The organism is Christiangramia sp. OXR-203 (assembly GCF_034372165.1).
GTDB lineage: Bacteria > Bacteroidota > Bacteroidia > Flavobacteriales > Flavobacteriaceae > Christiangramia.
Genome location: NZ_CP139698.1, coordinates 763,985 through 787,360, shown reverse-complemented (window position 1 = coordinate 787,360; position 23,376 = coordinate 763,985). Strand labels below are relative to the sequence as shown.

Annotated in this window: 13 protein-coding genes and 1 pseudogene; 5 read left to right on the top strand and 9 right to left on the bottom strand. The window is 38.1% G+C overall.

Translation table 11 applies throughout. The annotated features are described in order from the left end of the window. Positions 1 to 132 precede the first annotated feature (132 nt). Positions 133 to 1,374: an APC family permease gene (locus T8I65_RS03640; RefSeq protein ID WP_322302080.1), complete on the bottom strand. Its 1,242-nt coding sequence runs from the start codon at positions 1,372 to 1,374 to the stop codon at positions 133 to 135. 160 nt (positions 1,375 to 1,534) lie between these two features. On the opposite strand from T8I65_RS03640, the pseudogene T8I65_RS03635 reads away from it, so the two are divergent. Further along, positions 1,535 to 2,519, top strand: a pseudogene (locus T8I65_RS03635) (isocitrate lyase); the annotation flags it as partial. Between the two features lie 593 nt (positions 2,520 to 3,112). Continuing rightward, the gene (locus tag T8I65_RS03630) at positions 3,113 to 3,328 is read left to right on the top strand and encodes a hypothetical protein (protein WP_322302079.1); all 216 of its coding nucleotides are present in this window, start codon (positions 3,113 to 3,115) and stop codon (positions 3,326 to 3,328) included. 321 nt (positions 3,329 to 3,649) lie between these two features. Here the strand turns inward: T8I65_RS03630 and T8I65_RS03625 are convergent, their stop codons facing one another. From T8I65_RS03625 to T8I65_RS03590, 8 genes are all read right to left on the bottom strand, one after another. Next, positions 3,650 to 4,303, bottom strand: coding sequence for a class I SAM-dependent methyltransferase (locus T8I65_RS03625; protein WP_322302078.1), 654 nt, complete (start codon positions 4,301 to 4,303; stop codon positions 3,650 to 3,652). A gap of 110 nt (positions 4,304 to 4,413) precedes the next feature. Next, positions 4,414 to 5,292 (bottom strand): DUF808 domain-containing protein, encoded by an 879-nt coding sequence (locus tag T8I65_RS03620; RefSeq protein WP_322302077.1) that lies wholly within the window; start codon positions 5,290 to 5,292, stop codon positions 4,414 to 4,416. A gap of 142 nt (positions 5,293 to 5,434) precedes the next feature. Continuing rightward, entirely contained in the window at positions 5,435 to 6,457 is a 1,023-nt protein-coding gene (locus T8I65_RS03615; RefSeq protein WP_322302076.1) for a leishmanolysin-related zinc metalloendopeptidase, read from the bottom strand. A 170-nt stretch (positions 6,458 to 6,627) separates the two neighbouring features. After that, complete coding sequence (locus T8I65_RS03610; RefSeq protein WP_322302774.1) at positions 6,628 to 11,505, bottom strand: DNA repair ATPase; 4,878 nt, start codon at positions 11,503 to 11,505, stop codon at positions 6,628 to 6,630. Positions 11,506 to 11,580: 75 nt separating this feature from the next. Then, complete coding sequence (locus tag T8I65_RS03605; protein WP_322302075.1) at positions 11,581 to 13,656, bottom strand: SPFH domain-containing protein; 2,076 nt, start codon at positions 13,654 to 13,656, stop codon at positions 11,581 to 11,583. 16 nt (positions 13,657 to 13,672) lie between these two features. Then, positions 13,673 to 14,389 (bottom strand): hypothetical protein, encoded by a 717-nt coding sequence (locus T8I65_RS03600; RefSeq protein ID WP_322302074.1) that lies wholly within the window; start codon positions 14,387 to 14,389, stop codon positions 13,673 to 13,675. 2 nt (positions 14,390 to 14,391) lie between these two features. Next, on the bottom strand, positions 14,392 to 15,108 hold the full coding sequence (locus T8I65_RS03595) for a PspA/IM30 family protein (protein ID WP_322302073.1): 717 nt from the start codon (positions 15,106 to 15,108) through the stop codon (positions 14,392 to 14,394). Positions 15,109 to 15,119: 11 nt separating this feature from the next. Beyond that, positions 15,120 to 15,515 carry a YbjN domain-containing protein gene (locus T8I65_RS03590; RefSeq protein WP_141876988.1) on the bottom strand — a complete coding sequence of 132 codons (396 nt, stop codon included), beginning with the start codon at positions 15,513 to 15,515 and terminating at the stop codon, positions 15,120 to 15,122. Positions 15,516 to 15,781: 266 nt separating this feature from the next. Here T8I65_RS03590 and T8I65_RS03585 point away from each other — a divergent pair, with 266 nt between their 5' ends. From T8I65_RS03585 to T8I65_RS03575, 3 genes are all read left to right on the top strand, one after another. Further along, on the top strand, positions 15,782 to 16,546 hold the full coding sequence (locus tag T8I65_RS03585; RefSeq protein ID WP_322302072.1) for a helix-turn-helix transcriptional regulator: 765 nt from the start codon (positions 15,782 to 15,784) through the stop codon (positions 16,544 to 16,546). Between the two features lie 107 nt (positions 16,547 to 16,653). Next, the gene (locus tag T8I65_RS03580; protein ID WP_322302071.1) at positions 16,654 to 23,103 is read left to right on the top strand and encodes an MG2 domain-containing protein; all 6,450 of its coding nucleotides are present in this window, start codon (positions 16,654 to 16,656) and stop codon (positions 23,101 to 23,103) included. Positions 23,104 to 23,170: 67 nt separating this feature from the next. After that, positions 23,171 to 23,302, top strand: a complete 132-nt coding sequence (locus T8I65_RS03575; RefSeq protein WP_322302070.1) for a hypothetical protein — start codon at positions 23,171 to 23,173, stop codon at positions 23,300 to 23,302. Positions 23,303 to 23,376: the final 74 nt, after the last annotated feature.

Here is a 23,376-nt window from a genome sequence, read left to right as displayed (position 1 = left end):
TTTATATCCAAATTAGTCCCATGTCTTGGGAATTCGCAGACTTTCAAGATTTCGAATTAAATTTACAATCTAAATTTTCACTCCTAATTGAATTTACTCTAATACATAGTGTTTAACCGCCCTCGTTACGAATTAAGCGGTCCCCTGGAATAAATTATAGATATTAAAAGTGAATAAAATCAATATGGTCACTAATGCAATGACGGTGGGAATAGGAATATTATTAATATTCAACGGGATTTTGAAAATCCCTTTCTCGTCCAGTACTTTATTTTTATTACGGAATCTTAGTAAAGCAATATTTACCATTCCGAAAAGACAGAATACAAATATATTACTAATGGAAGCTACGACTTTTAAATTACCAATTAAACCAAAAATAATAGTCATCACAGCCACAGCTACAATCGCATAATTCGGTGTCTTCTCGCCCATTCCGTTAAGAGTGGTAAATTTCTTAAGCCATATAATATCACTATCCCGCGCCACATCATACAGAACCCTTGATGTTCCTAGAATGTTACTCAAGATCGTTTTGCTAGTAGCAAAAAGTGCTACTATTACTATAATGGTTCCACCAATCGTTGACCACTGAGATTCAATAATGGCAGCTAATGGTCCATCCTTCTGGGATAATTGCTCAGCACTGAATGTGCTAATAGCACTTATAGCGATCATGACATATAGTAAGAACACTATAATTCCGCTTAAAAGGACTCCTTTTGGCAGCACTTTTTTTGCATCTTTTGTTTCCTCAGCAAGTTTTACTAGATCTTCGAAACCAACGTAACTGAAAAATATAAGGGCTGCACCGGCTAAAATACCGTTGAAACCGTTCTCTCCCATTTTAAAATAACTTACGCTGCTCCAATCTGGAATACAAAAACCTATAACCAGACCTAAACCGAGCAAAGTAACTATGGTAGCAAATTTGTTGAAATAAGAGCTTACTTTTGATCCAATAATATTAAAGAGAGCCATGGCAACTACGATGGTAATAACTGAGATCCAATTTGGAATTTCCACTAATCTGCTCAGATATTCCGCAAAACTAATTGCTATTGCAGCGGGTGCAACTATACCAGTAAAAGCTATGAAAAAGGCCATGATTAAAGCCGTCTTTTCGTTCATGCCCTGTTTAATATATTCAAAACTTCCCCCGGCATCAGGAAACCTGCTTACGAATTCAGCATAAGATAGCCCCGTAAGAAGAGCAACTAACGCAGCTATTGCAAAGCTGGCCCAAAGCATATTTCCACTTAAACCGGCAGCCTGACCAATAATTGCATATATTCCAGCACCAACTATACCTCCTACTCCAAACATCAAAATGTCCCAAAAGCCTAATGACCTTTTAAGTTTTTCCTTTCCCATAGTTTTAATTTTGATTCATTAAAAATTCTCAAACTATGAACTTTATACCAAATTTTTCTAAATGAAAAGTCAAAATTAAGTTCAAGGTTCTGATATTACCACCTTAGAATCTAGAAAAGTTTTTTTAGTCATGCCAAGTATTCTGGAATAGCAAGAAAAATCAGATGCAAAACAATGCGGACATCAGGATGGAAAAGTAACTGTGCTTCATGAAGATTTTATAGCCAAGCTCAACGCCGTAAGATATGCATTTCTCGAATTGGGAATGGAAGATGGAGTGATCGTAGCCCGCACAGATTCTGAAGGTGCCGGTCTAACTCAGAAGTTACCGATAAGTAATGAACCAGGAGATCTGGCTTCAAAATACCTTGCTTTTTGTGGAAGCTGATAGCATTGATATCAGTGAAGCAAAAGAAGACGATGTCCTTCTTAAAAGAAATGGAAAGCTGGTACGTCCTGTTCGATTACCAAACGGATTATATCAATTCAAGGAAGGATCTAATATAGACAGGGTTGTTCTGGATTGTATTACTAGTTTGCAGCATGGCGCAGATCTATTATGGATAGAAACACCAACTCCTAATGTAAAACAGATCGCCTATATGGTAAACCGTGTAAGAGAGGTTGTTCCAAATGCAAAACTGGTTTATAATAATTCCCCTTCCTTTAATTGGACATTGAACTTCAGAAACCAGGCCTATGAAGAAATGCTTGCAGAAGGTGAAAATATGACTGCTTACGATAGAAATAACCTGATGGCTTCAGAATATGATGGATCTGAATTATGCCATCGTGCAGACGAGAAGATCAGAACATTTCAAAAGGATGCCGCTAAAGAAGCCGGGGTTTTCCATCATTTGATCACGCTACCAACATATCATACTACTGCTTTACATACGAATGATCTTACAAAAGGATATTTTTCCGAAGAAGGGATGTTAGCCTATGTAGAAGGTGTACAGCGACAAGAGATCAGAAAAGGTGTATCCTGCGTTAAACACCAGAGAATGGCAGGATCTGACCATGGAGATGATCACAAAAGTTTCTTTGCGGGAGAAAAGGCCTTGAAAGCTGGAGGAGAAAAGAACACCAGCAATCAGTTTAGCGAAAAAGTTGCCGGGAAAAAACTTGAACTGGTAAGCTAATTTTTAAACTATATAATAGACAGCTCCATACATTTTATTAGGATGTATGGAGCTTTTTTATATTATCATGAGTCAAATTGTTGATACAAAAGCCGAAATTTATTCCTGTTGAATAAGTTGATATTGCATATTTTTTCCGTTCGCCTCATAGAGATATAACTTTCTCTATAATTTTTCATGCTAAGGAAATTGACGTTTCTGAAATTCTGCTCGCTCTGAATGACCTGAATCAAATTATCTTGTTTTGAAAATCTTCAAAAAGTGGAATTCTCCAAATTAAATTCTGACTTTAAAGGAGATTATGGGATAAAAATTGAAAAGTTCTGAATTATTTGAGTAAAAATTTTGCAATTTTCATCTAATAAATTTTTAGACTCCTTACCTTTGCCTAATTATAGAATAATGTAGTTATTGCTATTAACATTGGTTGGCGTTCATATATTTAGCAATTCAAGCCGCTAATTTATTGTTTGAAAATCAATGCTGAATAATTGATCTGAATTTTATATATTCACTCAAGTTGCTAGTTTATAACTATTTAGTTTTACATACGTATCACTAAATTAATTTAATCTCGAATAATCAAAATTATTATGGGCAGACCTTCTACAAAACCGAAAGATCTCAGAGACGGTTATTATATTGAAGTTAGAAACAAAAATAAAAAAACAGGAGGAGTTAAAGTACGCCGGGATACAGTAGATCAACTAAAATTGGCGATTGAAGAGTACCGCGATATCAAAGATGTGATCATTCTTGGGAAATCCACTAATGGTAAGTTCAGCCCTATCCCAGGACTTGAATCCTAATCTGAAAGCCTTCAGATAAACAGAATTTCAAAAGATAATTGAGCGAGTTAAACAACTTGTTACTACTCGCTCAATCCTACTTTCCGAAGCAACCTTACATTTGTTCCTGGTATAGTAATTCCTTTCTTTCCCATTCTACTCAGATTTTACGTGTAATTCCGATTATCTTCTATCCAACTTATTGATTATCAGACCCTAAATATCGAATTCCAAATTGTGAAGTAATCTTGGTTTTAGATTATTAAAATACTTGAGAGCGAATAAACGATTTTACCCAAGATTTTCTATCAGGGCCTCGAAAAGGGCAATCTTCTATTATTTTTACTGCACTCGGTAAAGAGTAGTTTTTATAAGACCTTTTCCATTTGGATCTGGAATCGATAGAAGCTCCATTCTGGTTTCAAATTTAAAATTGAAAGGCGATTTAGTAATTTCCAGACCACTATTCTTCTTTAATCTTATCCCCTGACCAGAAATAATATCCTTATTCGGAATAAAATCTGATTCAGGATGATGCTCCGTTAATAATAGATAATTATAAGCTCTAATCTTATTAAGCACACTTCGCACTTCAGAATTGGATAAATGCTGCAAAACCTGTCTCAGAATCACCACATCTCCTTCCGGAAGCTCATCTTCCGCGATGTTAAGACATCGAAACTCCAGATGATCAAACCTAAAACGAGTCTTATTGTTGTTTATCAAAGCTGGAACGATATCTACAGCTATATAATGCTTTGCATACTCCAGCAGCTGCCTTCCAATATTAAAATCACCGCAACCAAGATCACAAACACTAAGGTTGCTGCGATGTGTCTTTAAAAAATTTCCAACAACTTCTATGTATGGCTTCACCAGAACCTCATCATGTGAACCATTTCCGGAGTAAAAAGCAGTTTCTCCTTCCCCCCATAAGTTCATAGCATACACCTGCTCCATTGCTTTTTTGGTTGGCCATGGTTTTTTATTTTTCACAGATAAATATAGTTGTGGGCTATAGAAATACTTCTATGAGATTCTAGCTGTTATTCATTTTAAAAGACAAATAAACCCTTCAGCTCAAAACAAAGACAATGTACACGCTCCTATTTGTTAGAAACCGACTTCCATATCTTTTTCCCCAATCCAACTAGAGGTAAAACTATTGCTCCTACAACCAGTCCAACTAAGAATTCTCCTAGAATGGTAGGTAAAGAATGCACCAGATCATGAATAAATTCCAGATTATGTACGAAGATCCCTCCAGATACCAGCATCAATGCTATCGTACCAATTAGCGCCAGTCCTTTGATCACCCATGGTAGTGCATTCACTAAAAATTGCCCTACTTTATCTGAAAAACTGTCTGTTTGCTCATTCATATTAATAAGCTTCGCTCCGAATTCGTCCATTCTTACAATTAGAGCGACTACTCCATAAACACCAACAGTAGCTACAAGTGCAATAACACTTACTACTCCAATTTGAGTTGGCAACTCCTCTCCGCTTACGGTTCCTAAAGCAATAATTACAATCTCTACAGAAAGTATAAAATCTGTAAGTATAGCCGATTTTACTTTCTCGTCTTCTCGTTCTAACATCTGTTCTTTTGAAAGATTTTCTGGAACAGGTGTCGATTTTGCATGTTTGTGAGGAAACAAGTATTCATGAATCTTCTCTGCTCCTTCATAAGCCAGGTATAATCCCCCAATAAGGAGTATGATCTTTATGGCCACCGGAACAAAGGCACTAAGTAAAAATGCCACTGGTAGAATAATGAGCTTATTTAAAAGGGAACCTTTAGTGATCGCCCATAAAACCGGCAATTCTCTATCAGAAATAAATCCGCTGGCTTTTTCTGCGTTTACAGCAAGGTCATCACCTAGTAATCCTGCTGTTTTCTTTCCGGCAACCTTACTCATTACCGCAACATCATCCATCAACGTAGCAATATCATCCAGTAAAGCAAAAAATCCTGAGGCCATAAAAAGTTGGTTTGGTTAGAACTTCGAAAGTTCTGTCATTTAATTGAAAACTGAAAATTAAATTTCGCTTGGATTAACTTATAAAGTGAAAAATCCTGCCGGCGGCAGGATTTTTCAAAAACCACAATAGTAATTTTAAATATTAGTTATCTTCAATAACACCAATTGGTAGAAGAACTTCTTCCATCTTAGCTATGTAGAGACCTTCTTTAGATGTTGTATTTAAATCATCAAGATCTACTCCTGGCGCTCCTTTCACAAGGTCATAAGTTTCTCCTATAGATGCAGCTCCATATCCAAGATCTTTTAATGAACCAGCAGTAATTCTACTTAGAGGATTCTCTCCAAGATTTATATAACCAGTCATTAGCTCATTTCTAAGGATGGATTCTCTCCAGTGACCGTAAGCAGTTCCTGGGCCACCTGTATTTTCTATTGGAAGTTCTCCAACTCCTCCTTCAGCATTCCAGAATACATTCGCTTTACGACCTGCGAAATAAGGCTCAGCGGCTGTTCCTGCAAGCAATCCTTTTCTACCCCAAAGTGTTCCGATACCTAATACGTGTCCCATTTCATGTACGATGACGTTTTCAAATAGATCCAGTCTGTCAAGAGTGTCAAGATCTGCTTCATCAAAGAACATCAAACCAGTTACCGTTAGTCCATCTGAATTCCTGGTAAACCTTGGTCCTGCCTGTCCAAGAATTTTTCCTGGTCCGTCAATGGAATCGATCACCACTTCAATTACGATATCATCAATAGTTCCATTCTCGACAATTGGCGGCACACCTGAGAAAGCTGAAGGAATTGTACCAGTAATCGATGGTACATCTTTAATTATAATTCTTTCCCATCTTGCGGCAGCAGATTCAAAAACATCCTGCTGTCTTTCAGTTGGTGGTACTAAATACCTTAGACTGATATTATATCTCCCTCGATCATCACCTGGAGCAGTAGTTGTCTTCAATCCATTTTCAAATGCACCTTTCTGTCCAGATAGTTGTACGAAATCATTCTCATTATGCGCAAGCTCGAATGAAGTTGCACTTGGATTCATACTATCAGTATCCATAGATTCTGCAGAATCATTCGAACAGGATCCTAGCCCCAGAAAAGCAGCAGATAAAGCGATAAGTGAGAAGTTTTGTAGGTAAGTCTTCTTCATAATATAATTTTAAGTTTTTATTAAGATTGAGACGAATGTATCATTCTATATCGACCTACCCACATCCAACTTGACTCAAAGAAACTATATCTTAACTGTATCCACACTTTAACTATAAAGACCGATTTTAATTAACAATTGTTTATTTAAATTCTCAGCAATTGACACTTTTATTTATTAAATCCATTTTGCAACACCTGTCTGATTCCTTCCAGATTATCGGTGAAATCCATCATTTGAGAAAGCAATTGCGCCATCTCATTTTTGTTCCCAAAACCTTTTAGCTTATTATTCTTCTGAAAAGTTTTTTGTATTGTAGTCCATCTTCTCCGTTCCTCATCATTCAAACTACCAATAAGATCTTTGTACTTTAACAAGTTTGCTTCCGCAGCTGAAGTAAGCGTTTGAGATTCACTTTCATAATGCGACAGAATGAGCGTTTGCAGTTCCGCATCATTCATTACCGGAACCACTTTTGCCACCAGTTTGTTCATATCACGATAGGAACCCTGTAATTTGAACGATGGTTCTGTTCGATATTCATCTTCCATCGCCGCACTCTTTATATACGCTGCATTTACCTTTAGAACACTGTTCCGTATTTGTATGACCTTTTCCAGAACCGACACGTATTCCTGTACTTCCTGGTTCGAGTAATTTCCTTCCAGCTGTACTTCCTGGTTATTATTCTCGATTCTATCCAGTAATCTATAAACATCATCAAAGTTCTTGCTACTAAGCTGATGTAGAACAGGATTAGAGGTTAATGAATTTTCGATCAAACTTAACCTGAACAGGTGAGCGCTATCACCAATAATATCACCAAGGTTGTAGATATCTGCACGGTTCGCCAGCATATCTGGGATTCGAAACTTCTCGCCGCTTTCTGTATAAGGATTCCCGGCCATGATCACGCAGAATTTCTTCCCACGCATATCATAGGTTCTGGATCTACCATTATAAATCCCTTCAATTTTCCTGGTTCCGTCGGAAAGAGATATAAACTTCTGAAGGAATTCAGGATTACAATGCTGAATATCGTCAAGATACAGCATTACATTATTACCCATTTCAAAAGCAAGGTTCAGTTTTTTAAGCTCTTCCCGGGCTGCCGAATTTGTAGCTGAAGATGGGTCTACTGAAGTTACATCATGACCAATCGCCGGGCCATTGATCTTCATAAAAACCAGTCCAAGCCTGTTGGCGATATATTCCATCAAGGTAGTTTTTCCATAACCTGGAGGAGAAATAAGCAACAACAATCCCATTCGATCTGTTCTTTTTTGATCTCCAACGGTGCCCAGCTGTTTGGCCAGGTTATCTCCAAATAGAGGAAAATAAACCTGATCGATCAATTTATTTCGAACGAAAGAATTTAGTGTTCCTGGCTTGAATTCTTCAAGTTTTAGATCTTCTTTGAGCTGAAGAGTCACTTCATGCCTAGCTTTTCTAAATTCCTGGTAAGCCGGAACATCAATCTCAAAATAGCGCTTGTAAGTCGATATAAAATCATGATAGTTAAAATCGAAAACTCCTGCTTGAACCAGCCGATGTTCACCTCTTAAGTTCTCAATGCGCTGAGATGGTGAAGTAAATTTTGTATTTAAAACAGATTCGTCTTCAAAAAGTATAAGCGCTGCTGCCTCGCTTACATACTTGCTTTTCAAGCTCGTTTGCTCATCTAACTTACTTTGCAAAAATGCTTTCAACCACTGCTCGATCAAGGCTACTTTTGCCTGATTTGAACTCAGGCTTTTGAGACTATCTTTAAATTTTAGATCGGCATTTTCAGACTTCAGCATATTCAGGAAATCTTCTTTGATCCCTATCGCTATTCCGCTTTTTTGAAAATCATCATCATTTTGCAATTCCTCAAACAAATATTCAGCAACTTCAGAAGCCAGTTCTGGTTCAAATATTCCTGAAACCTGTCCAAATTCATAAATCTCTTTGGTTAGTATTTTCAGCAAAGACTGGTATTCTCTGGAATTTGGAAATACCTGCAATACTTCTCCTGCGGCTTTTATATTCTGATCTAAATTTGACCGGATTTCCGAAGAAGAAAATTTCCAGAAGAATTGTGCGCAGGACCTGATTACGGGGTGAAACCGAAGCAGATCCAAAGACTCATGCTTTTCCAGAAGCACAGAAAGTATTTTTGCCGCATCCAGATCATGAATTCCTTTCACGTATCCTTCAGAATAATCTTTACTGCTTTCCTCCTGCACCAGCCTGATCAAATCTTCCTCCGTATGGTCCTTTAGTTCTTCACCAAATCTTCGGAATAATTTATAAGCAAGAAAACCGGCTCGGTATATATTCTTATTTTCTGAAATATAATCCTGACTCCAGTATTGTTCAGATTTTACAAGTGTTTCGTTCTCAATCTTCTGGTAGAAATCTGTCCCAGTAATATGATAATGCAAAGCATCGTCCACGAATAAGATCGTAAGATCAAGCTCCTGTTTATTAACGCCAAATTTGTGCTTTCCAAGCTTGATGATCGTATCGCCATCCTCGTAAATTTCCTTCTTATCCTTCAGTTTTCGGAGAGCATCCTCGCGGGCAGACTTCAGCATAGACTGTATCTCTTCAGCCTTACCACTGTCGTCCATTTCCTGTAATTGCGAGGCAATATCTCTGGCTTTGTTCACCAGGATATCTGATGCGAAATAAGCATTGATCTCAGAAACCTCATCAAAGGATTCAGATTTCTTACGCACACCTTTCAGAATTCTTTCTGCGGAATTTTGTAAAGTTACCGCACGTTTATTCCGTTTTTCTACGAGTGTATTCTTACGCGCTTCAAAAGCATTATAAACTTCTTCCCTTTTTTCAATAATCAGCTCAATAAATTCCTCATAATCGGCAAACTTACCTTCCAATTCTTCCAGCTGAATAGAAATCCTGGTTTGAAAATCATCACATTTTTCCGGAGTATCGGCGATATCCAGGTAGTTGATGATACTTTGATCGATAAGCTTCAATTGCGCGGCAAAGTCGGCTTGAGCTTCTGCACTTCCAAGAGACTTTCGTTTTTTCCTGATCTCTGCTTTTAACTGGTTGATCGAAGAAAAAATCAGTGAAATATTATTGATAATCTTGGTAGAATGCGAAGTATCCTCTATTTCAAGATTTGAAACAATATCAATTAATAATTCAAGATCCTCAGAAATTTTGTTGACTTCTTCCTCCAGTTTCCGGGCATCAACTACCTTTTTGATTTCAGATAATTGCTCTTCCTTATCACTTACTGCTTTATGATATGGATTCAGAGCTTTCTCATCCAGCAAGAAATCCACGCATCTTCGTGAGATCTTTGTAGTTTGCTCCGCTATCTGCTCTTCAAGGTTTTCAATGAATTGTTCATCTACATAACGTACTTCTTTAAGACTTATCGCTTCTCCTCTTAATGACCTGAGCTGCGTCAATGCAATTACGAAATCATTGATATTTCGAAAACCTGAACTTTTTATCTTATTAAAGATCTGCTCCGCTTCTCTCCCTATTTCGTTAGTTTTCTGCCTGGCATTCTTTTTGAGTTCCAGCACTTTTTGAAATTCATCCATCGCAGCATTTGCAGCCTGGTTGATTTCCCGAAGTGGCTCATTTAGAAGCTGAGTTTCCTCTTCTTTCAGCCAGTAATAAGCATCCAGAATATCCTTGGAACGCTTGGAAAGATCTGCATACAAACCATCATAATTATCCTCTTTATTTAGAAGATTTACGAGTCCGTTTACCTCAGCCATTGCTTTTACGATATCCTTGTTCCCGATCTTATATAACATGCTATCCTCATGACTGGAAGGCATAAAATCACCTTTAAGATATGGCGTTTGCCAGATCTGGATCACATGGTGTTTGGTTTGTTCATTTTCGTTCTTGAAATAGCATAGTTCACCTTTTTCAAGGATGGTAAAACCATTGCAAATAATGGGAGTCTGGATTTCCTGGGAGATCACATTATAACTCATCAGGTTGTAGAGTCCGTTTTCCGGAGCGTAGAATACGTACAGAAAATCCTCGCCATTTGGAGAACTTATCTTTTCCTGAAATCTTAGATTCGGAATGCTATGATCGAACAAATGATATTCCCCGGTTTGTAAGTAATACCCGGTTGGGAAAATTATTCCCTGGTCGTCTGGTAACAATACACAGGTATCCTTGATACTGCTGATCTTTTGAACTTCCCGAAGTTTATGATTGTACACAAAATAACGCGGACCTTCCTGAAATGGTTTAATCTCAAGAATTATCAGGTTACCAAGATTTGCAAATCTATACTGTGCGTCATCCAGCGTTTGATCCCGGTGCTCTACTTCTTCGGAAAAGATTCCTTTTCCATCATTGGTATTATCCTCGATCTTGATCGTAAGATCACCGCCAATTGTCTCTACAAAAACACGATCCAGAATAGAAACATGCGCATGAACTCCCTGCCTGTGTTGATCCCTGGATACTTCCTGCCAGTTGAATTCATGTTGTGAGGGTAGTTTGTATTCGTGGTCACTACGACTGTCCACATATTGCAAACCTTCATCTTTAATAAGCCATTTGAAGGTCTTAATATCGGTTACACTCTCACTTAACCGGAAAACCATATAAAGATAGTTTCCAATTACAGCGAATTTGGAGAAAATGGTGTTTCTGTAATACTTGTAAAGATTTTTGAAATCAGATTCGAAAACATCGTTTTTCAGTAGATCTGTATCGATGGCTTCAAAAGAATTATTCTCAAACCTGTAAATACTCATCACATCGTTCAAAGAAATTTCTGTACGCAAACCAAAATGCACATTGTAACCAAAAATGCAGGTATTGCCAAGCGAAACGATGTCCCTCGCGATACAGTTGTTTTCGGTATTGATGCGGTCATTGGCGATAAGCCTTGTTTCCAAAGAACCAAAAACTTTCTGCCGCTCTTCATTTAATTTCTGAAGTCGGGATTGTAACTCAGTTTTTTGCTTTTGCAGTCTGCCCTGGATCACCTCGTAGGTACCAACATCCAGTTTTTGCGCATTCTCTTCCTTTATGGGTTCCTTTGCCATGTTCTCTTCCTGAAGTTTGTGATGTAATTGATGTAGATTAAAAAAGAAGCCGGTGCCAGGCACCGGCATTTCCATTTATCTAAGTTTTGAGATCGGTTTATCCTGAATTCCCAGGCCTTTCGCCAGGTTCAGAAGATTGCCGAGCATGGTTTGCTCTTCCTTATCATCAGATTTTATTTTAAGATCTGTAATAAGAGAGGCAATACTAAGGTTTTTAATATCCTCGGTACTTACTCCATATTTAGAAGCGAAGTCTCTTACTTTTTCAAGCAGATTCCCTTTTACATCTTCACTACCAAGAATGGCAGTTTTTACGTCCTGGATGTTCGTAGAGTTTTGCACAAGTCTATCGTATCCTTTACCTCTGGTAATCTGACCCACGATTTGATCGAAGAACATAGTTTCTCCTCCAACGATATCGATCTTAGCAGCTTTCAACGCATCTCCAATTACCTGCGCCTGTGCATCTGCTATCTCCTTCTGAATATTGATATTGGCAAGGTCTACCTGAAGATCTTTGTTCAGTCTTAATTTGAACTCTTCGTGTTCTTTTCCAACACCATCCAGTTTCTTCATTGCAGCAGCTTTTTCCTCGATTCCTGAAGCATCAGCTATCGCTTTCTCTTTAATTACATCGGCTTCGGCAAGTCCATCTTTACGTTTGGCATCTGCTTTGGCTTCCATACCGGCCGCTTCAGCACGTGCTTTTTTCTCGATGATATTCGCTTCTACAAGTCCCTGACGCTCGTTAGCATCAGCTTTTGCATGCATTACCTGTGCTTCAGACATACCAACAGTTGCTTCTTCTTTCGCCTGGGCTTCAGCAAGTATTTTTCTCGCTTCGGCTTGTTTCTGGCTGGCTTCTTTATGAGCAAGCGCTTCGATATTGATCTCTTCAGCTTTTTGCTTGGCAGCTTCTTTTTGAGCTTCAGCAGCAATGGTCGTTTTAATAAGTTCTTCCTGGGCAGATGCTTCTGCAGTAGTAATTTTAACCTGCTTATCCCTGTCGGCAGTTTTAAATGCCTGGATATCTTTCATATTCTCCTGCTCTTCTACCACTCCTTTTTCCAGCATCACACGATCACGAATCACATCCTGGATGTTTTTCTTCTCAACCTCTACTACTTTCTCTTTCTCGATCTGCGCAAGAGTTACCACTCTTTCACGTTCGGTAGCCTCCAGTAACCTGTCTTTTTCAACTCTTTCAGACTCCACAGCATCTGTACGCTCTTTATTTTTAAGCGCTACAATGATCTGGCGTTGCATATTTTCCTCTGCAACCTTCACTTTTTCTTCCGTAGCAATTCTGGCAGTTTCAGATTTTAGTCTTTCTTCTTCATCCACCTTAAGAGTTTCTGCATTCTCACGAGCTTTGATATTCGCAATTTCACGTTTCTGTTGCTCTTCTTTTTCAGCCAATTGCTTATCCAGTTCAAGAATTGCCTCCCTGGCTTCCACATCCTGCTTTCTGATGGTTTTTTCCTCATCACGCTTGATAAGGTTGGCTTTCATATTCTGAACTGCCGTAAGCTCGGTGATCTTCTTGATCCCTTCTGCATCCAGAATATTGTCTGGCTTTAATTCTTTTACTGAAGTCTGCTCCAGGAAATCGATCGCACAATCTTCAAGTGTATAGCCATTAAGATCTGTGCCAATAATATTTACGATCTCATCACGAAATTCACGTCTGGCTTCATAAAGCTCGATAAAATCGAATTTTTTACCTACTGTCTTTAATGCTTCTGAAAACTTTGCTTCAAAAAGATCTTCCAGCGTGGCAATTTTAGATGCACGGTCCACACCTATGGTCTGCGCTACTTTTTTAATATATTCAATATCATTGTTCACCCGAACGAAGAAGGCAACTTTGATATCTGCACGCATATTGTCTCTACAAATAAGACCTTCATGCGCCAGTCTTTCGATCTGGATCTTCTTAACAGAAATATCCATGATCTCGGTTTTATGAAAAACCGGTACCGTATACAGACCTTTATCTGTAGCGACCTTTGTCCCTCCAAAACCGGTCCTGATGAGCGCCTGTCCCTGGGGAATTTTTTTGTAGAACATCGCGATGATCGCGAAGTAAACGATGATTAGAAATAGTAATACGCCTATTCCAATTCCAATAATTGGTAAGATTGATTCCATTGTGGTTAGATTAGTTTTATTCGTTATATGATTGTACGAGATAATAATTACGATCTGGAGATCGCTTGATAATAAGGACACTGCTTCCATAAGGGAGCGCGTCGCCGGTAAGTGATTTTACATAAATAGATAAGCTATCACCATTTACGCTCACCTCAGCATTTCCCATCCTGTCTTTTGAAATACTAGACATCAAAGTTGCCTTTCTACCAAGATAGTCGATGGGTGCATCACCATCCTTATTCAGATTTTTAAAGAAACCTTTAAATGGTGTGGTAAGAATCTTGGTGACGAACAGCGCCGGAAACAAAGCCAGCAGCATGATCCCAAAACCTATAAAGTTATCATAGCTTGCCGTGATCGCCGTAACCAGGGTAGTTATGAACCACCAGACAAAGATCCAGAATGTAAAAGTGAACATGAATGGCAATCCCACGAAATTGAAATAGATTAGAAATATCTGCCACCACTTTAAAGGTTTTCGCCTCTTCCCAACCACGTCCTCCTGGTTGATCTCAGTATTGGAAATATCTTCAAAATCCATATTTCCACCTTCGATCCCGGAATCCAGATCCACGTCTGCATCCACATCCACATCGATATCGATATCGAAGTCTGGATCGAAATCCAGACCACCTATCATGGTGATGATCCAGTAGAGAATTAGAATGATGAGTAACACGCTCAGGATCACGTTTACCTCTGAAAAAAGTATGTTGATTAGGTTATCCAAGTTTATTCGTTTTTAGAATCTTTCATTCCAAGTTGTTCTTTAAGCTTCGCCAGTTCATCACTTGCTTTTGCTTTTGAGGTATCTGCCGCCTTATCAATTTCCTCATCGATGGATTTAGAAGCATTGGCAATATCTCCATAAGCCTCAGCCAGTGCTTCTTCCTGGGCTACTTTTTCTTTCATTCTTTCCAGCATAGATACCGTACCAGTGCTATCAAGTTCAGTCATTTGCTTATTCAAATTCTTGGTGGCATTCGATACTTTAACTCTTGCTTTTAGCGTCTTGAGTTCGTTTTCCCAGTTTCCGATATTTGCTTTTATGGTCTGGATATTTTTTTGCAATTGAGCAACATTATTATCGAATTTAACCGACTCTTCCTTAGCTCTTAGAACTTGCTGCTCTGCTGCTTCTTTTTGCACCAAAGCTTCCTGCGCAAGACGATCTGCTTCTGCCTGTTCCATGTCTTTGGAATGGGCTTTCTTCAGGATGATGATCGCTTTATTCTGGTAATCATCCACTTTGTTCTGAAACTCCTCCTGGTCGTTCTTTGCTCTGATCGCAAGTGCTTTCACCTGTGCCAATGCTTCCAGACTTTTGTCCAGGTCAAGTTTCATATCTCTAATGCCCTGTTCGGTCATTTTGATTGGATCCTCCATTTTGTCCAGGGCAGAATTTGTTTCTGCCTCTCCTATTTTAAATAATCTCTTAAAGATGTTCATAATGCTGAATTTTAATATTTTGAGAATTCTATGATATGATCTGAATATTCACTCATTAATAAGCTGAGTGAGTTTAAGCTCCCTTCCAATTCGTTCAGATCCATATTCTCAATCTGAAGGGTATCGCGGTAAATGACTTTTTCACCAGACTCGTCCAGTACAAAAGCCCCGTGAACGATATCGCGATTCTTCTGCAACAAACTTTTAAAGATCTTTTCAGACTGGTTATTGATCTTGAAAATGTACTGCTCCATAATTAAGATTGGCGGAGCAACGCCTACGATGAGATTTCTAATTCCAGAATTTTCTTTTTGAATCACTAAAAGTCCATCTTCCGGATTCTCCCGGGTGATATTAAAATTCAATTCCAGCAAAAAATCTCTCGTAATATTAAAGTGATTTTTCATAGGTGGTTATTACGGTTAGTACTACTATTTTGAGAGCCTAATAATACAAAAAAGTATTAAGACTTTGTTAAAGAAACGTGATAAGCTCGGTGGCTATATCGATAATAAATGAGATCATAATTCTAATTCTTTAGTTGGTTAATAACAGATCTCTGAGTGTTCGAACATTTAAGACTAAAAAAATTAGCAATACTTGAATATATTTGCTAATATTGTTAGACTAATTTACAATAAATAATCAATTCTGCAAATATTATTAGCAATAAATGTCATTATTCGGAAAAAATATCAGGAAAATAAGATCGGTTCGTAGTTTGAGTCAGCAGTCTTTTGCTGAGCTATTCGACCTGAAACGTGGTACTTTGGGCGCTTATGAGGAAGGACGAAGCGAACCTAAGATAGAAACCATTATTAAGATTGCTAATTATTTTAGCATTCCTATAGATGACCTGCTCACCAGCGAACTCACGGTAAATGAATTGCTGAAGTTTAGAGGAAAACCTGAACATGATGACTTGAAAGCTAAACCAGACATTTGCAGGAAAGTGCCCTGTATCATCCCGGAACAACAACAGGAATATATTCAGCATCACACTAAAGATAATTTTATAGCAGATTTACCGGAAATTCATTTACCAATCTATAATGAAGCAGATCTTCGAGCTTTCGTAATTCATGACCTCGAAATGAGCACAGATTCTGATGGATTTTACCCGAAAGATGTAGTGATAGGTATGAAAGTTCAGAAGAAGCAATACCCTAATCTCGCGAGCGCATGTTTATTCCTGGTAGTTTCCGAAGAAAAAATATTCCTGAGAAGAATATACCAGTCGGCAAAAAAGTTCATTCTGAAAGCAGATCACAAAGGCATTGAAGATATTGAGATTCCATATACCGATATTAAAGAGCTATGGGAGATCAAATATGCTTTTTACCATCGTATTCCAGATAGTAGAAATACCGATATTAAACAACAACTGAGTTTTTTAGAGGAAGAATTTCATAAGCTGCGTACGTCACTCAACAATTAAATTCAAGGTTCGGTTAAAGTTGTAAGATTATAAAATTACAGGCATAACTATTGCGGTGCTAAATCTTTTAGTACCTTTTAATTCCTATACAACCTAACCTGCTACCTATGAAAAAATTGCTTTTAGGGATCTTCATCATATCCCAAAGTTTACTATTCGCCCAAAACCCAAGCTATAAAGAAAGTTGGCTACAGATCAATTCGCTTGAGAAAGATGGAAAAGTTGAGACTGCACTAGAGCGTACCAATAACTTAATGCAGCACGCAAAAAGTGATAAAAGTTATGATGAGCTTATTAAGGCGAAGATCTACCTTTATCGCCTATACCAAATCAATCATGAGGATGCGGAGAGCTACATACTTCAGGATATCAATAATTCTATTACACAGATTCCTTTTCCATTTGATCAGGTGCTTCAAAGTTATAAAGCTGAGTTATTAAGTGATTATTATAGACAAAACCGATGGAGTCGCCGGGAACAGAAACAAATCGACGATCCAAATCAAAAGGATTTGAGTACCTGGTCTCTGGAAACTATCAAGGACAGTATACATACAGCACATAAAAATTCTATTGCCAATCCCGGCAAACTGGTCAAATTTCCCAATTCTGAAATTGATGTGCTTTTAAATGCAAAGACGATAACCAGAGATTTCAGACCTTCTATCTATGATCTTCTGGCTGGACGTTATCTGGAGTTTCTTAAGGATGGTAGCTTTTTCAATTCAGAGTTTGAAGCTGCGAAAACAGAAGTTAGCAAAGAGGTGCTTTTTGCTACAGACTCGCGATTTGTAAATGCTGAAATTACTGATGTTGAAAATTCCAAGCTGCTTGCTCTACGACAGTATCAGGAACTGGAAAGAATCCATTCAAAAGACAAAGGTGATGTATCTCTGAATTACTGGAAACTACAACGTGTTGAGTTTGTTCATGCTGAATTTCATGATGATTTTCAGGAATACATCAGTGCAATTGAGAAGCTGGAAGAAAACTCAAAAGACCGGAAAATTAAGGCTCAGCTAATGTTTGAACTGGCTAATGCCTATGCTGAAAAAGCTTCAGAAAGAGATGAAGAGGGATTACCGAAGTATCCACAATATAATGCTAAAGCGGTCGATCTTTTAAAACTTATTGAGTCTAACTTTAACAATACGCTTACCCGGCAGAATGCTCAGAATCTTTTGAAGATACTTAATACACCAAGTCTGGAGGCGCAATTGCAAAACATTCTCACTCAAAATGAACCAGGTCGTGCCAGGCTTACTTATAAAAATATGGATACCGTCTATATGAAAATAGGTAAGGTTGGTATGAATTTCCTGAATAATGTAAATTATAGAGATAGAGCAGATATTATAAAGAAAGAAGCTGCTAAAATTTCAGATAGTTTACAGATCGTTTTACCAGGTGAAACAGATTATAATGAGCATTCTACTGAAATTGTAATTCCGGGAAAAGACTTCGGAAGGTATCTTGTTCATTTATACGATTCAGATGGCAATCATACTTCCGGAACTTACCTGGTGACCAACATCGCCGTCTCCAGAACAGATTTTGAGAAAGAAAATTTGTTTCATGTAGTTGATCGAAAGTCAGGAGAAAGTTTAAGCGATGTTGTTCTAAGAGTAAAAAAGGGCAATACCACCATTCTTTCCAGAACTTCTGATCGTAATGGGGAGATTGTAATGGATAGCTATTCCGGGAATCGATATTGGGAAGAACATATAGAATTTACTAAAGGAAATGATTTCTACTCCTCCTCTTACAATCGCGGTGGTCATCGCTATAATAATAGTAATAATGAAAATGATAATTCACAGGCGAAGGTACTTTTCTTCCTGGATCGTGCAATCTACCGTCCCGGTCAAAAAGTACATTTTAAGGGTGTTTTTATTCAGCATAGAAATGATTCTACCAGCATAGTTCCTAATGAATATATAGATGTATTCGTAGAAGACCCGAACGACAATGAAATTCATGAATTTAGATTCAAGACCAATGAGTACGGATCTTTTACCGGTAGTTTTGATCTGCCAGTCAATAATCTTACCGGCCAGTTCTCCATTTATGCCGAAGAATATTATGAAACCGATTCAAAATTCTGGGATGAATTGGATGACTTTCAGGATGATTACAAATATTTTAGTGTAGAAGAATATAAACGACCAACTTTTGAGGTAAGTTTTGACACCATAAATAAAGCTTACGAGTTGGGTGAAGAAATCAAACTTAAGGGTTCTGCTGAAGCCTATATTGGTGCTTCGCTTCCAAATCTTAAAGTTGCCTACACAGTTACCAGGGAGCGAATGAATTATTCGTGGTGGAGAAGTTATTATTCAGATCCAGTAATTATTAAATCTGATACTACTGAAACAGATGAAAATGGGAATTTTATTATTCCTTTTGAAGCCAGGGCAGACCAGAACAATAATCTTAGTGATCTTGTTTATCGCTACTCCATATCTGCTTCTGTGACCGATGTGAGTGGAGAAACGAGAGATGCACAGCAGTCGCTTAAAATCGGGAATAAGAATTTTCTTCAAAAGCTTGAAATCGCAGAAAAGATCGATGTTAACGATACGCTGAAAATTGATCTGGCTACAAGAAATCTGAATGACCAAAAGGTGCCTGCGACGGGTAATTATAAGATCTATAGGCTCAAGAGTCCTGAAAAGCATTACCAGGAAAGATGGTGGGAGGCTCCAGAATTCGAACTTATTTCTAAAGATGAATTCGAAAAACTATTTCCGACTGAACCTTACCGAAAGCTGACTAAACCAGAAAACTGGGAAAAACTTGAGACCGTGTACGAATCCAGTTTTGATTCAGATGGGAATTTTGAAGATGAGATCGCTACCAGAAATTGGAAAGCCGGTAGTTACTTATTAAGTTTCGAACTCCGACATGAAAATAAAAAAGAAGAATTACTTAAGGTGATTAGTATCCAGGACCCTATAAGTAATAAGGCCTTTACCGATCAGGATCTTCTCGTAACTATTATCAATAAGGAAACATTAGCTTCAAATGATCACGCACAGGTTGAGATCAGCTCTCCTATAGATAATTTGCGAATTCGTGTTTCAGCATTCAGAAACGGTCGAACTTCTATATTTAGAGAATACTATAAGCTTGATGGAAAGTTAAAATTAAAGATTCCGCTTAAATCTCTGGAAGACCCGGAATTTAAACTCGTTGTTTCCTCAGTAATAAACAACAGGCAAATTGAATTCAGCGAGGTGGTAAACTTCAGAAAAGCTTCCGAAGATCTTGAAATCTCTACGGAAACCTTCAGAAATAAAATAAGACCTGGACTTGAAGAAACCTGGAGTTTCAATGTATCAACTCCTGGTGAGAAAAAGGAAGCTGAAGTTCTGGCTTCTATGTATGATATTTCGCTTGATCAATTTAAAAAGGATGAGTGGAATACGGATACTGGTTTTAGTGCTTACAGATCTAATTATCCATCCTTATATTTTGATAATTTAGGTCGAAGCACCAACCTGTATAGATATTTTGGTAGAAATAATTATTATAGACGAGTTAATCTTCGTTTTGATCAGCTTTCTCAATTTGGCTTTGATTTTGGTCAGCCCAACAGTTACCAGTACAGGAATTATCTGAGCACATTAAAAGTTAGCAATAAAGCGGATTCCGGAGCTCGTGTGCAGGGAAGAGTAGTAGACGAGAATGGAGAACCACTTCCAGGAGTAAATGTGACGGTCAAAGGTTCGAGTGTTGGCGCACAGACAGACTATGATGGTGAATTTGGAATCGATGCTCCTAAAAACTCACTTCTCACCTTTAGTTACGTAGGTTATGTAATTCAGGAATACCAACTTGGTGATGAAACCGAAGTGTTTATTGATCTTGAAGCAGATTCTTCCAGCCTGGATGAAGTCATAGTTACAGGTTATGGTGAGGCAGCAGCAGAAGTTGTTGAAGATGCCGATCAGGAAAGTGAATCTGTTGCCTTTTTAAAAGGTAATGTCGCTGGAGTACAGGTTTCCAGAACTGGGGCGAGCACCGAATTTAAAATTAGAGGTAGTTCAAGCATAAGTGGAAGTCCGCTGTTTATCGTAGATGGAAAACCTGTTGAAGACTACGAATTAGATTCAAAAGATATAGTAAGCGTCGAAATTCTGAAAGGTGCAGAAGCTACAGCAATTTATGGAAGCAGAGCGGCTGATGGTGTTGTGATCATCACCACCAGCAAATCTTTGGAAGACCTTGAAAATGTTGATGCAAGAACAAATCTACAGGAAACAGCATTTTTCTTCCCGGATCTAAAACTGGATGAAAATGGAAGTTTATCCTTTAGCTTCACCACTCCGGAAGCACTAACCAGCTGGAAATTACGATTGCTGGCTCATAACAGCAACTGGAGCACCGGTGAACTGGAGAAAATTGTAACCACAAGCAAGGATCTAAATGTAGTACCAAATGCACCGCGATTTTTAAGAGAAGGTGATAGTATCATTTTTAAGGCGAAAGTAACCAACCTTTCCAGTGAACCAATGACCGGTAACGCTGTACTGAAGTTGTTTGATGCCGTGACGATGGAGCCGGTAGATATTCCAATGGGAAATACTGAAACACTGCAAGCTTTCCAGATTCGGGAAGGAAAGACCAAGGTGGTAAGCTGGAAACTTTATGTTCCGGAAACTATTCCTGCCGTGACCTATAGAATCCTTGCGAAAGCAGGAGATTTTAGTGATGGAGAAGAAAATTTACTTCCTGTTTTAAAGAATAGGATGTTGGTTTATGAAAGTATACCGCTATTTGTTAGAGCAGGAGAAACTGAAAGCTTTGAATTTGAGAATCTGAAATCAAATGATTCTGAAACCCTGGAAAATCATCAGTTTACATTTGAATATACTTCCAATCCCGGGTGGTTTGCCTTGCAAAGTTTACCATATCTCATGGAATATGAGCATGAATGTTCTGAACAGATATTTTCGAAGATTTTCGCTAATTCCGTTGGTCAGAAAATTGTGAACTCAAAACCTGAGATCGCTGAAGTTTATGAAGCATGGAGAAAAGATTCCAGTATGGTGAGCAATCTTCAGAAAAATGAAGAACTCAAGAGCCTTTTGCTTGCTGAAACTCCGTGGGTACAGGATGCTGATTCTGAAAGTTTACAGCAACAACGAGTAGGTTTATTGTTCGAAACCGGGAGAATCAACAAAGAACTAACTTCTATGTTGACCAGGTTGCGCAGAATGCAAAATTCTTCGGGAGCTTTTCCATGGTTTGCCGGCGGTAGAGATAATTATTATATCACATCTCATATCATCGAGGGCTTCGGAAAACTGAAGAACATGAAAATTGAGCTGGACGATCGCAGAATTTTTGCCAATGCGATTGCTTATCTGGATAAGGAATTGATGGAGCAGAAAAGAAGAAGAGAGTCCGGAAATTCAACCGAGTTTTATAAAAGTCACAGTGTACTTGCCTATGCAAAAACCAGAAGCATGCACCAGGAAGAGTTTCCGATTCCGGCTGAACAAAAAGACCTCATTGACAAAGCTCTGGAATATCAAAAGGAACGCTGGACAGATTATAATCTTTCAGAAAAGGCTGAACTGGCAATAATATTAAATCGTTTTGGGCACTCCTCAAAAGCATTGGAGATCATTGAATCGCTGAAACAGACGGCAGTAAAATCTAAAACTTACGGCATGTACTGGAAAGAAAATACAGCGAGCTGGAGATCATTTAATACTCCTGTTGAAGTGCAGGCCCTCGTAATTCAGGCTTTTGCTGAAGTTTCCAAAGATGTAGAAATAATTGAAGAACTTAAGATCTGGTTAATTCAGAATAAAAGAACCAACTACTGGGAAACTACCAAATCTACAACTGCAGCTGTGTATGCATTGCTAATGCAGGGAATGGATATACTTCCAGTGTCCTCTAATACTCAATTCATGATTGGCGGAGAGAAACTGGATATGGAAGAATTAAGCAATACATCTGCTGAAGCTGGGTCTGGCTATGTGAAGACGACCTGGAAAGCCGGAGAATTTTCAGAAGATTTTGGAAATATTGAAATAGAGAACAATAATACTACCGCCGGATATGGTGGCGCTTACTGGCAATATTTTGAAAATTTGGATAAGATCAAAACTCATTCTGAGAGTCCGCTTAATATCGAAAAAGAGTTATATCTGAATACTGGAAATAATGAACTAAAGAGAATAAAATCTGATACACCACTAAAAGTAGGAGACCTGGTAAGTGTTCGATTAGTCGTACGAGCTGAGGCAGATATGGGGTTTATTCATTTGAAGGATATGCGTGCAAGTGGTTTTGAACCAACAAACGTGATTAGTGAACACAAATATCAAAATAATGCCAGCTATTATGAAAGCACCAGAGATGCTGCTACTCATTTCTTCTTCGATAAATTACGAAAGGGAACTTATGTTCTTGAATATACCGTAAGAGCCAATAATGCTGGTTCCTTCTCGAATGGAATTAGCACGATAGAATCTATGTATGCTCCGGAATTTTCCGGACATACCAGCGGAATTCGAGTGGAGATCATAGAACAACAGTAATAAATTTAAGCAGTAATTTGGGGTTTTAACAAAATATTTAAATATTGAAGCACCCAAATTAAATATCATGGACAGATTGAACGAAGACCATGAATTTACTGAGAAGATCGAACGTTTAGAAAAAAGCTACAACCTAATGAAGTATGCTATTCTAAGTACTGGGATAGGAATCATGATCCTACTCTATTTGTTTCAGTAAATCAAAAGAAAAAGCTTTCGCAATGCGAAAGCTTTTTCTTTTGAACCTCAACCACTTAAGCTACAAGCCTCAAA